The sequence below is a fragment of the Ruegeria sp. CDSB086 genome (assembly GCF_059611065.1).
On sequence record NZ_JBXWOV010000004.1, the window covers coordinates 170,887 to 183,308 of the forward strand.

9 protein-coding genes are annotated in these 12,422 nt (G+C 59.9%); 3 read left to right on the top strand and 6 right to left on the bottom strand.

Annotation, left to right across the window (positions count from 1 at the left end; genetic code table 11):
• Positions 1-2 precede the first annotated feature (2 nt).
• Genes AC2FIO_RS10065 through AC2FIO_RS10080 form a run of 4 tightly spaced genes read right to left on the bottom strand, consistent with a single transcriptional unit; the run spans position 3 to position 6,677 of the window.
• Positions 3-2,042: a hypothetical protein gene (locus AC2FIO_RS10065; protein ID WP_496697331.1), complete on the bottom strand. Its 2,040-nt coding sequence runs from the start codon at positions 2,040-2,042 to the stop codon at positions 3-5.
• Positions 2,039-4,801, bottom strand: coding sequence for a DUF4159 domain-containing protein (locus AC2FIO_RS10070; protein WP_496697333.1), 2,763 nt, complete (start codon positions 4,799-4,801; stop codon positions 2,039-2,041). Before AC2FIO_RS10070 ends, AC2FIO_RS10065 begins: the two co-directional genes overlap by 4 nt.
• Complete coding sequence (locus AC2FIO_RS10075; protein WP_496697334.1) at positions 4,798-5,673, bottom strand: DUF58 domain-containing protein; 876 nt, start codon at positions 5,671-5,673, stop codon at positions 4,798-4,800. The genes AC2FIO_RS10070 and AC2FIO_RS10075 overlap by 4 nt, the downstream gene beginning before the upstream one ends.
• On the bottom strand, positions 5,670-6,677 hold the full coding sequence (locus AC2FIO_RS10080) for an AAA family ATPase (protein WP_496697336.1): 1,008 nt from the start codon (positions 6,675-6,677) through the stop codon (positions 5,670-5,672). The genes AC2FIO_RS10075 and AC2FIO_RS10080 overlap by 4 nt, the downstream gene beginning before the upstream one ends.
• Positions 6,678-6,741: 64 nt before the next feature.
• On the opposite strand from AC2FIO_RS10080, the gene AC2FIO_RS10085 reads away from it, so the two are divergent.
• Positions 6,742-7,320 carry a DUF1285 domain-containing protein gene (locus AC2FIO_RS10085; protein WP_496697338.1) on the top strand — a complete coding sequence of 193 codons (579 nt, stop codon included), beginning with the start codon at positions 6,742-6,744 and terminating at the stop codon, positions 7,318-7,320.
• Here AC2FIO_RS10085 and AC2FIO_RS10090 read toward each other — a convergent pair.
• Positions 7,317-8,261 carry a DMT family transporter gene (locus tag AC2FIO_RS10090; protein WP_496697340.1) on the bottom strand — a complete coding sequence of 315 codons (945 nt, stop codon included), beginning with the start codon at positions 8,259-8,261 and terminating at the stop codon, positions 7,317-7,319. The genes AC2FIO_RS10085 and AC2FIO_RS10090 overlap by 4 nt on opposite strands.
• A 175-nt stretch (positions 8,262-8,436) precedes the next feature.
• Here AC2FIO_RS10090 and AC2FIO_RS10095 point away from each other — a divergent pair, with 175 nt between their 5' ends.
• Both AC2FIO_RS10095 and AC2FIO_RS10100 read left to right on the top strand, forming a co-directional pair.
• Positions 8,437-9,186, top strand: coding sequence for a hydroxypyruvate isomerase family protein (locus AC2FIO_RS10095; protein WP_496697342.1), 750 nt, complete (start codon positions 8,437-8,439; stop codon positions 9,184-9,186).
• Positions 9,187-9,265: 79 nt separating this feature from the next.
• Positions 9,266-9,496 (top strand): DUF2798 domain-containing protein, encoded by a 231-nt coding sequence (locus AC2FIO_RS10100; RefSeq protein WP_082637211.1) that lies wholly within the window; start codon positions 9,266-9,268, stop codon positions 9,494-9,496.
• A gap of 57 nt (positions 9,497-9,553) precedes the next feature.
• On the opposite strand, the gene polA is transcribed toward AC2FIO_RS10100, so the two are convergent.
• Positions 9,554-12,352 carry a DNA polymerase I gene (polA, locus tag AC2FIO_RS10105; protein ID WP_496697344.1) on the bottom strand — a complete coding sequence of 933 codons (2,799 nt, stop codon included), beginning with the start codon at positions 12,350-12,352 and terminating at the stop codon, positions 9,554-9,556.
• Between the last annotated feature and the right edge of the window lie 70 nt (positions 12,353-12,422).

Genomic DNA, 12,422 nt, shown 5'->3' on the forward strand with positions numbered 1-12,422 from the left:
TGTCACCGTCCCTCGCGCAGCCAGCCCGCCAGAAGGAACCCGCCCGCCAGCAGCAATACAAGCCAAGGTGGCAATAGCCCGGCCTGCGTCACGTCACGTGTTTCATAGGCGTTGCGCGGGGTCAGACCGATCCATCCGCGCCCTGATGCGGGACGCCCGGCACGTACGTTGCGGATCGACGGCAAACCCTCCTCCAAACGCACCGTACCGCCGCGCAATTCTGCCGTCACAGGTTCCAGAACCTCGGCCGTTGCGATCGTGCGTTCGAATTCCTTGGGTGCCGCGGGGCCAAGCCCGATGACGGTGGATTGTTCCCCTTCCTGCAGGCGGTAGAGGCCAATTTCCGGCCCGAAATACTGTGCTTCGAACCGCCCCGGCGAGACCTCATCCAAGGTAATTTCGACCGTTTCGCCGTTCGGGCGGGTTACGGTTACCGGCCCGACCTCATCCCCCAGCGTTTGACGGATGATGCGCATCACCTGACCATTGGCCTCGGCCCACAAGGCCTCTTCCTCGAGCTCGGGCTCTTTCATCATCCAATGCGCCAATCGGCGCAGCAATTCCAGCTGCGGTCCGCCACCTTCGAATCCCCGGCTCCACAACCAGGCATGGTCCGAGGCCAGCAGCGCCACGCGCCCTTCGCCAACACGGTTGAGCACCAACAGGGGCCGGTCATCCACGCCCGTCATTAACACCTCACCCGTGCGGTGATTGACGTCGATCTGGCGCAGCCAAGCACCCCAGTTATCCGAGTCGCCAAGGTCCGTCGTGACCGGATGGCGATGCCCCAGGTCGGTGACCATAGGTACATAGCGTTCCTCGATCACCCGCGCAGTGGGTTGCGCAGGCAAGATCGGTGCCAAGGGTGAGCGGAAGATACTGTCGGCGCTGGCGAAATCTGGTCCGGCAGCAACAAGAACGGCACCACCTTCGTTGATATAGTTGGTGACATTGTCCAGATAGATAGCAGGCAGGATGCCACGCCGCTTGTAGCGGTCAAAGATGATCAGGTCGAAATCGTTGATCTTTTCCAGAAACAGCTCGCGCGTCGGGAAGGCGATCAGTGACAATTCATCCACCGGCACCCCGTCCTGCTTTTCAGGGGGGCGCAGAATGGTGAAATGCACAAGATCCACAGAACTGTCGGATTTCAGCAAGTTGCGCCATGTTCGCCCACCCGGATGCGGCTCTCCAGACACCAGCAACACGCGCAGCCGGTCACGGACCCCGTTCATCTGGATCAGCGCCGTATTGTTGCGATCGGTCAGCTCGCCCTCGGCCTCTGGCACGGTGAACTGAATCACGTTGCGCCCGCCATGGGGCAGCGTGATCGGCAGCTCGACATCAACACCAATGGGGATCGTGAATTGCTCGGCTTCGGCCCCGTCGACCGAAATTTCGAGCGGCGCGGTCGAGGCCCCAGTGGGTGCTGCACCGCTATCCTCAACCCTTAAGGTCAAGGTAACGGGTTCATCAATAATGGCAAAGGCAGGCGCATTGCGGACGATCAGACGGCGATCCCAATCCGTTTTGCGCCCTGTCTGCAAAAGATGCATGGGCGCGGGCAGGTCGGGGGCCTGATCGGCATCATGCACGATGCCGTCCGACACCACCAAAATGCCCGCGATCCGCGCGCGTGGTTCTTCGGCCAACGCTTCGTTCAGGGCCGCCATAACTTGGGTGCCTTCGTCCCCGTCTCCGTCGTCTACGCGAATGCGGCGCAGTTCCGTATTGTCACGGGATTCAATCGCGGCCGCCAATTCCTTTGTGGCCTGTGCAGTCTGATCCGCCCGGTCCGAAAGGGTCTGACTGGCGCTTTCATCCTCGATCATCAGAACGATATCGGTCAGCGGCGCGCGATCCTCGACCTGATAGACCGGACCTGACAGCGCAGCGATCACAACCAGCGCCGCCAAACCGCGCAAAGCCCAGCCAGACAGACCGCGCCACAGGGCCAGAACAACCCCAGCGACAGCAATCGCCACTACGATGGCGAGAATGGGCCAAGGGATCAGCGGATCGAAGATGACGGTTCCTGTCATTGTCCCAACCTGTCCAGCAAGGCAGGCACGTGCACCTGATCTGATTTGTAGTTCCCGGTCAGCACATGCATCACCAGATTGACACCAAAGCGGTTTGCAAGCTCACGCTGCCGCTCACCCGCATACCCGCGGCCAACCGGCAGTAGTGCCTGACCGTTGCGATCAATGGCCCAGGCCGCACCCCAGTCATTACCGCCGATCACCACTGGCGTCACGTTATCATTGAGGTTGCGGAACGGCATGCCTTCGATCTGTTCGGCATCCAAGGGTGCGGCCTCGACCCACACTTCGGTGCCCGCGTAGCGACCTGGAAAATCCTGCAGCAGGTAGAAGGCACGGGTCAGGACATGGTCACGCGGAACAGGCTCTAACGAAGGGATATTTAGCGGGGCCGCGATCTGTTGCAGCTTGCGCCCATTCGGGCTGGCAGCCCCAAAGCGGGCTACATCCGCGTCTCGCGTGTCGAACAGGATCATCCCGCCCGAGCGCAGGTAAGCGTTGAGCTTGGCATAAGCCTCAGCCGACGGTTGCGGCTGGTCGGATGAGATCGGCCAATAAAGCAACGGGAAAAACGCCAACTCGTCCCGTTCCAGATCCACGCCAATGGGTTCAGCAGGTTCTACCGACGTTCGGAAAAACAACGTCTGAGCCAATCCTCGCATTCCTGCAGCCGCAATATCGTCAACCTGTTGATCACTCGTCAGAACATGCGCCAGAACCAGTTCCTGTGTGGCGCTCAACGCGAAATCTGTACCTTCGGGCGTTTGCGCCTGTACTTCGGGCACCAGCAAAATCGCCCCCAGTGCGACAGCCGCCGCCCTGGCAAGACCCAGGCGACCGGACAACGCCAGCGAGGCGATGACGTCGATCGTCAGTAACAACAATGCAAGGCTCAGCAGGATACCCCCAATGGGTGTTTCGGTGCTGACCTCCTGGCCCTTTATCGGAACATCCGACGGCCAGACAACTGGGCTGAGAACCGTTTCATCGGTCAGAACATTGCGTGCCAATTTCTGTTTGCCGCTTTCGTAAAGGCCGGGTCGCAGATCGGGACCGATCTGACCGGTCACAAGTTCAACACCATCGACGCCCGGTAGATTTCCGGCATCAAACAGAACACCAAAGCCATCCATAACTTGGATCGGTTCCCACGTGGTGCCTTGCAACTGTGACTCCTGCCGTGATTTCGCCGCTGACGAAACCGCCAGCCGGTCCAGCATTTCAACAAAAAGCCCAGACAAGGGAAGGCTGGACCATTCCGCATCCGCCGTGACATGGAACAGTACCACCTGCCCCAAACCCAACGCTTTGCGGGTCACCAACGGCGTACCATCCGAAAGTGAGGCAATCACCCGGTCCGCCAAATTAGGGTCTGGTTGCGCCATGACTTGCGTGGTCACTGTGACATCTTCCGGCACCTGAAGTCCGTAGAAGGGCGAGTTCTCCGGGAAAGGTGCCAGCCCTTTGGCTTCGCCCCAGCTCATCGCGCCACCGACCGAGCGTCCGCCGCTGCGCAGGCGCACCGGCAAAAGGGTGTCCTCGGCATCCCGGCCAAGATCGCTGGCCGCCATCCGCGGACCGGCAAAGCGCAGCAGCAAACCGCCCTGTTCCACCCATTCGACCAGCGCCGCTTGTTCGGACCCGGCCAGTTTCGCCACATCGGCCAGCACGATCACATCTGGATTGGCGGGCAGGACTTCCAGCAATCCGCCATCGACGAAGTCCGCCGTAGGGGTCAGAACTTGCGTCAGGTAATGCAACGGCGACAACAGCTCTAACCCTTCGCGGTTCAGCGATCCGGCAATCAGGGCGACTTCGCGCCGCCGCAAGCTGTCATCGGTCAGCGTGACGGCCCCTGCCGAACGCTCACCCTGAATCTCGAACCGGGTGATGCGCGCGCGCAGTTCGGAAGGCAGCGACAGTTCTACCTGCGTCTGTGTCTCACCGCTGGCAAACTCCATCTCGGCCGATTGCAGAACACGCATTGCACCGGCGGGGTCACGCCCCTGAGCCAGAATCGTGATGCGATCTGCAGGACCGGGTTCCGCCCGTTGCGCGGACAATTGAATAACCCCGTCCTGATATGTAGCAGGCAGAATCGCAAGCGCAGGCGTCGGGGCCTGATAGACTGTCACATCACCGCGCGCGCGCAGGGCAGCCAAAATCGCCTCGTGCCCCTCGTAGGTCAGGCGGTCGCTGAACCAATGGGTATCAAACCCTCCGTCCACCTGATCCATGGCAGCCAGCGCCATTTCGACTTGCGCCCGGGTCGGCTGCCACGGTGTCGGGGTCAGCCCCGGCAAACGGCCGCGCCATGCTTCGGCGGCTTGGAAAACGGGGGCTTCAGGTTCGGTCAGGCGCAGGATGGCCACGGTACGACCCGCGCGCCCGGCCTCGGTCAGCTGCACATCGATCTGATCCAGCGTCGTTGACCAGCGGGTCGCCCCGGCCCAGCTGGCATCCAGCACCAGCAGCAACGGACCCGAGCCTGCCTGATCGCGCGAGGGGTTCAGGACCGGTCCGGCCAATCCAATGATAATCGCCGCGGCCGCCAGCATGCGCAGCAACAGCAGCCACCATGGGGTGCGGTCAGAAACGCTTTCGTCATCCCTCAACCCCAGCAGAAGTGTCACGGCCGGGAACAACCGACGGATCGGCGCGGGTGGCACGGCACGCAAGATCAGCCACAGGATCGGCAGGGTCAAAAGACCCATCAACACCCACGGTGCGGTAAAGCCAATGCCCGCCAGAATCGTCATCCCGTACCCCCATCGAGCGCACGATAGAGCCACAACAAAGCTGCTTGCGCACTGTCATTGGTGTGATGCAGCCCCAGTTGCCACCCCGTCGCACGGCACAGCCGTGTCAGCGCATCCTTACGCTTGGCAAGCCGTTCCAGATACCGCTCACGCAGATCTCCGGCCTTTAGGGTTTCATGGCGAACGGAACCGCCGACGCTTTCAAAGATCGTACGACCGCGATAGGGAAAGGTCTCTTCTCCGGGATCAAGAACCTGCAGCACCAAGCCTCGCACCCCACGGTCGGCGGCTTTGGTGAGGGCCAGTTCAACCTCATCCAGCGGACCAAGGAAATCGGAAATGAAAACGGCGCGGGCATGCGGGATCATGGCGCGGTGTTCGGGTGGCGCATAGTCGGACTCAGCATCCTCGGACCATGCTTCTGCCAGTCGGATGACCTGCGCGTTGCCGCGCCGTGGCGGCAGGGTCGTGCCGGTCAAGCCGACGCGCTCACCCCCGCGCACCAGCAGGATCGCGGTTGCCAACCCCAGCAGACGAGCGCGGTCGGCCTTGGTGGGCAGGTTCTTGTCGGACGCAAACCGCATCGACGCGCCCTGATCGACCCACAGCATTACCGATTGCGCAATTTGCCACTCACGTTCGCGCACAAATTGCTGATCCCCCCTGGCAGAGCGCCGATGGTCGATCATCCGGCGGCTGTCGCCGATCTGAGCAGGGCGATATTGCCAGAAGTCATCACCAAGCCCCGCGCGGCGGCGGCCGTGGTCGCCCAGCAGAACGGTTCCGGCCAATTGCTCAGCCCGTGCCAACAACGGCGGCAGCCGGGACGCCTCGGCTTCAGATCTTTCTCGAAGGGTTAGCGCCGCATTCACGCCGCAGCCTCGGTGCGGACAAGACCAGCGGCAGTAGAGTCGATCAGGTCAGCCAAACTGTCACCGCGCGCCCGCGCCGCAAAGTTCAACGCCATCCGGTGGCTGAGCACCGGACGCGCCATGTCCAGCACATCCTCGGAATTTGGGGCCAAACGCCCCTGCAGCATCGCCCGGGCGCGCACTGTCATCATCAGCGCTTGTGCAGCACGGGGGCCGGGGCCCCAGGCGACGGTTTCAGCCACCCGTTCGGTAACACCCGCCTCTTCGGGGCGGAAGGCGCGGACAAGATCGAGGATCAGTTCCACAACCGAGTCCCCGACCGGCATCCGGCGCAACAGGGTCTGAGCGGCCAACAGCTCTTCCTTGCTGAAAATCTCGTGCGCTTCGTCCTCTTCCACGCCAGTCGTGGCCAAAAGAATATCGCGCTCGGTCTGGCGATCGGGATAATCCACGTCTATCCGCACCAAAAAGCGGTCCAGCTGCGCCTCGGGCAGTGGATAAGTACCCTCTTGTTCGATCGGGTTTTGCGTCGCCAATACGTGGAATGGTTCACCCAGATCGCGGTCTTCGCCAGCCACAGTCACAGTGCGTTCCTGCATCGCCTGCAAAAGCGCTGACTGAGTCCGGGGGCTGGCGCGGTTGATTTCGTCTGCCATCAGCAGCTGACAGAAGATCGGACCGGAAATAAAGCGAAAGTGGCGGCTGCCATCCTCGGCTGTGTCCAGAACCTCGGACCCCAGAATATCGGCGGGCATCAGGTCGGGTGTGAACTGGATGCGGTTGCCGTGCAGACCCATCACGGTCGACAGCGTTTCAACCAGCCGCGTCTTGCCAAGCCCAGGCAGGCCGATCAGCAGGGCGTGGCCACCGCACAACAGGGCGGTCAGCGTCAGGTCCACGACCCTTTCCTGTCCGATAAAGCGACGGGTGATCGAGGCCTTGGCCTCTTGCAGTTTGATTTCCAGCGCTTCGATCTCGGACACGAGGTCGGCAGGTTCGGTCATGACTTTCCCTTCCGTGGGCTATTATGGTTGAAGTGTATCGCGCGAAAAGGAAATGGCAAAAGCAATGAGCGGACAAAAACCTGTGACCCCCTCTCCGGACGGGCTGGCGGCCTCGGTCAAGGCGGCCAAAACCAGGGGTTTACCCCCTGTTCACCTGTGGAATCCTCCGTTTTGCGGCGATCTGGACATCCATATCGCAAAAGATGGGTCTTGGACTTATTTAGGGTCGCCGATCAACCGGTTCGAGCTTGTGAAGCTTTTTTCCTCAATTCTTAAGAAAGAAGACGGGAAATACTACCTTGTGACCCCGGTGGAAAAGGTGGGAATCACTGTCGAGGATGCGCCCTTTGTGGCCGTGGATTTTGACGCGGCAGGCGAGGGTCAGGCCCAAGTACTGACATTTACGACCCGTGTTGGTGATACCGCGATAGCTGGTCCTGATCACCCGATCCGGATTGTCATCGATCCCGAAACAGACGAGCCGTCACCTTACGTATTGGTTCGCGCAAATCTTGAGGCGCGCATAGATCGCAAAAGCTTTTATCGTCTTGTGGACATCGCAACGCACAAAGATGGCTGGTTTGGCGTCTGGTCCAGTGGGCAGTTTTTCCCGCTTATCCGGTCGGACAGCCTGACCGACTAGGCCGGTTTTGCGACCCGACGATCCTGTGCCAGAACAACAGCCATTGCCACGACCCCCGCGCCCAGCGCTCGGGTCCAGTTCCACTCTTCGCCCAGCACCAGCATGATCAGCATCACGTAGAAGGGGGCGACATTGATGTGAAAGGACGTAAGCGCGACGCCCAGTTTGCCTATCGATGCAACAAACAGGATCTGGCTGAGCGCCATGGAAATCAGCGAATAGATCGCCAGCATCCCAATTTGACGCGTGTCGATAGAAATGGACGGCACGATATCCATGCCCAGATGAAGTGCTCCGGCTATCAGGATGGTTGCCATGAAGAACCCGCCAACAAATGTGACCGCTGCGCGCCCGGTCTGGCTTAATTCGGGGAAATCTCGCGAGGTTGCCTGGCTACCCCAGCAAAACAGGGCTGTCGCTGCAACGGCACAGGCCGCGCCCAAACCCAACTGTGCCGGGGCTACCGCGCTGGTGGCGATCAATCCACCCACTACCGAGATCAGAACCCCAACAGCAAAATTCCACTTGAGTCGCCGAGTACCAGACGCAAGTTCCAGCAATGTCGCAATCAATGGCGCGCATGAGGCAATGATGGCCGTTGTGACCGGGTCCGTCAGTTTTTGCGCCACGATCAGCAGAAACATCCCCAGACCGATGCCAAACCCGCCGACAACAAACGCATGTCCCCAACGGGCGCGCAGAACCCGTTCCGGGCCATCTATCATGACCCAAATCGGGAGTAGAAACGCAACAGCCATGGCCATGCGCGCAACCAACAGCGCAACTGGCGGCCATGTCTGCAACAGCACCTCGGCCGCCGGAAACCCAGCCGCCCACGTCAGCATGGACGCCACTGCCAAGCCGTTTCCGGACAAGGCCGAATTTTGGCCGGCAGGCGCAGAAAGGGCGTTCCCGCGCGCGGGGTCTGGGCTCATCGCCATTATGTTCGAACCTTTTGTTGGCACGGCGTTCTGAAATGATTCGCCGCGTTGCCCCGACCCTCGCTGATTCAGTCAGGCCGATCTGGTCGAATTTCGACAAACTGTCGTTTTCAGTCTCTTTCGTTAAAATCGCCTCGCGGATAAGGTCAGCGCACCAGCTAACCAAAGGCCTCCGATGCCAAAATTCGCCGCCAATATCTCTCTGCTCTTTGCCGAGCTTCCCTACTTGGACCGGTTTCAGGCCGCCGCAGAGGCCGGGTTCAAGGCGGTCGAGATTCTATTTCCCTACGACCTGGCCGCCAAAGAGACACACCGCGCGTTGCTGGCCAACGGTTTGGATCTGGTGCTGATCAATGCACCCCCACCCAATTACACCGGCGGTGATCCCGGTTATGCCGCTGTTCCCGGTGGTGAAGACCGGTTCCAGTCGGATATCCGCCGTGTTTTGCGCTATGCTCAGGTTCTGCGCCCGGGGCTGATCCACATCATGTCAGGCTATTCCTCGGGACCGGACGCGTTTGAATGCATGGTGCACAACCTGCAATGGGCGGCCGACCTTGCACCGCACCAACAATTTACGATTGAACCGCTCAACCCCGTGTCTCAGCCCGATTACTTCCTCAATGATTACAACCTGGCTGCTGATATCCTGGATCGTGTGGATCGCCCGAATGTCGGCCTGCAATATGACAGCTTTCACGCGCATATGATCCACGGAGATGCGCTGCAGGTTTGGGAACAGTTTCATCCACGGGTCGTACATGCTCAGGTCGGGGCCGCCCCGGACCGCTCTGAACCGGGACGCGGTCCGACGGATTTCGCTCAGCTTTTTAACGCTATGACGGCGTCGGGATATTCCGGTTGGGTTAGCGCCGAATACACACCGTCAACATCCAGAACCGTGCACTCATTGGGCTGGATGTGACGCCAGATTCCCTATTCCGTCTGGCAATCAGGGGGAAAATATCTAAAACCGGGGCATCGCGACCTTAAGGATGCCCGAAATGATCCCTGCCCGCTTGGCCCACGCTGTATTCGGACTGATCATGTCCGGCCTCATGTCCTGTATCGTCACTGGCATCGCCACGGTCAAAGCTGTCGGTTTCGGACCGTCCACATTTGGTGACTGGATGGGCTCCTGGGCTTTTTGCTGGCCCATCGCCTTCGCCGTCATCCTGACCCTTGGACCAACAGTAAAACGTATGGTCGAGGGGTGGGTCAGACCGCAGGACTGACCCGCTGCGAAGAGGGCCCGCCGGGCCTGATGAGCAGCGCCGCACCCTTTTGTGCAGCTAGTGTGCTTCGGCCCAATTGGCGCCCTGTCCGGCATCCACGCTCAGCTTCACATCCAGCTTCACAGCTGGATCAGATGCGCCTTCCATCACGTCGCGTGCGACATCGATCAAAGGGTCCACCGCATCCTCGGCGACTTCGAACAGCAATTCGTCATGCACCTGCAGCAGCATCTTGGCGGGCAGACCATTGATCGCGTCCGGCATCCGCACCATCGCGCGCCGGATCACATCCGCCGCCGTTCCTTGAATCGGCGCATTGATCGCCGCCCGGCGCGAGAAGCCCGCATGAGGCCCTTTGGCGTTAATCTCAGGTGTATGGATTTTACGTCCGAACAAAGTCTGCACATAGCCATGCTCTTTAGCGAAGGCGACAGTGTCGTCCATATACTTTCGAATACCCGGGAAGCGTTCGAAATAACGGTCGATGAACCCCTGTGCCTCGGCCCGCGGGATGCGCAGATTGCGCGCCAGGCCAAAGCCCGAAATGCCATAGATCACACCAAAGTTGATCGCCTTGGCCTGACGCCGGATATCCGGCGTCATCTCATCCAGCGGCACATCGAACATCTCGGACGCGGTCATGGCGTGAATGTCCAGCCCATCGGAAAATGCCTGTTTCAGAGCCGAAATATCAGCGATATGCGCCAGAATGCGCAGCTCGATCTGGCTGTAGTCGAGGCTGACCAGCACATTGCCCGGCTCAGCGATGAACGCCTCGCGAATGCGCCGACCCTCCTCGGTGCGCACGGGGATGTTCTGCAGGTTCGGATCGGTCGAGGCCAGACGCCCGGTGTTGGCTCCGGTGATCGAATAAGACGTATGCACCCGGCCCGTATCTGGATTGATATGGGTCTGCAGCGCGTCGGTGTAGGTCGATTTCAGCTTGGACAATTGCCGCCAATCCAGCACCCGCCGAGGCAATTCATGCTCGGTCGCGAGGTCTTCGAGAATGTCAGCCCCGGTCGAATATTTCCCGGTCTTCCCCTTTTTGCCGCCTTCCAGACCCATCTTGTCAAACAGGATCTCGCCCAGTTGAGCGGGGGAACCGACGTTGAAATTCTCGCCCGCCAACTCGTGAATTTCAGCCTCTAATCCGGCCATTTTCTGAGCAAAAGCATTGGACATCCGGCTCAGCACATCGCGGTCAACCTTGATACCGTGCATCTCCATCTCGGCCAGAACCGGCACCAGCGGGCGTTCGAGCGTTTCATAGACGGTTGTCACCTGCACCTGATGCAGTTGCGGTTTGAACAGCTTCCATAGGCGCAGAGTAATATCGGCATCTTCGGCCGCATAGGCGGTCGCTTCATCAATCGGCACCTTGTCGAATGTGATCGCCGATTTACCCGAACCCAGCAGCGGTTTGATCGGGATCGGCGTGTGATTCAGATAGCGTTCGGACAAGGTATCCATACCATGCCCATGCTCACCCCCATGCATTGCATAGGACATCAGCATCGTGTCATCGATGGGCGACACATTCACGCCATAGCGGGCGAAAATCTTGTCGTCATACTTCATGTTCTGCCCGATCTTCAGGATCGACGGATCCTCGAGCATCGGCTTCAGCAGCTTCAGAACCTCATTTATGGGCATTTGCCCCTCAGCCAGCGCGTCTGAACCGAACAGATCGTCGCTGGCGCTTTCGCGGTGGATCAGCGGGATGTAACACGCCTCGCCCGGCTCAACTGACAGAGAGATGCCGACAAGATCAGCTATCATTTCATTCAGGCCGGTGGTTTCCGTATCCACGGCGATCCAGCCGCGCTCATACGCCTGGTCGATCCATTTTTGCAGCGCACCCGCATCTCGCACGCATTCATATTTGGACGCGTCGAACGGGATGGCCTCGGCTTCGACCACCTCAGCAGCCGGCGCCGGCGCATCGGCAATCGCTGGCGCTTCGGCACCCAACTTGTCCGCGATCCGTTTAGTGAGCGTGCGAAACTCCATATCTGCCAGAAAACCCAGCAAGGTGTCAGGTTCGGGATCTTTCACCTCAAGATCGTCCAGCGTGAAATCCAGCGGTGTGTTCTCGTCCAGTTGCACCAGTTTCTTCGACAGCTCGATCTGGTCGCGCTTTTCGATCAGGGTCTGGCGGCGCTTTGGCTGCTTAATTTCTTCGGCCCGGTCCAGCAGCGTTTCCAGATCACCGTATTCGTTGATCAACAGGGCGGCCGTTTTGACCCCAATGCCTGGAGCCCCGGGAACGTTATCGACGCTGTCGCCCGCCAGTGCCTGCACATCAACCACGCGTTCAGGGCCAACGCCGAATTTCTCAATCACGCCATCGCGGTCGATGCGCTTGTTCTTCATCGCATCCAGCATTTCGACACCGCCGCCAACCAGCTGCATCAGGTCCTTGTCCGAGCTTACGATTGTCACACGCCCGCCCGCCTCACGCGCCTGCACAGCAAGGGTCGCGATGATGTCGTCGGCCTCGTACCCCTCCAACTCTTTGCAAGCGATGTTGAAGGCTTTCGTTGCTTCGCGTGTCAGGGGCATCTGCGGGCGCAGGTCCTCGGGCATCGCTTCACGGTTGGCCTTGTAGAGGTCATACATATCGTTGCGGAACGTGTGCGAGCCTTTGTCGAAGATCACCGCCACATGGGTCGGTGCGTCCGGGCCAGCGTTCCCTTCAACATATTTCTGCAACATGTTGCAAAAGCCAGAAACTGCGCCAATCGGCAGTCCGTCCGATTTTCGTGTAAGCGGCGGCAGCGCGTGGTAGGCCCTGAAAATAAAGGCCGATCCGTCAATCAGATGCAGGTGACACCCTTTTCCGAAATTGCTCATGCGCGCGCTCCGTTCTGGTTGGAAACGGTTCTGCCACAGGCCCGCGCGGGTGGCCAGCAAAGAAGGTGGT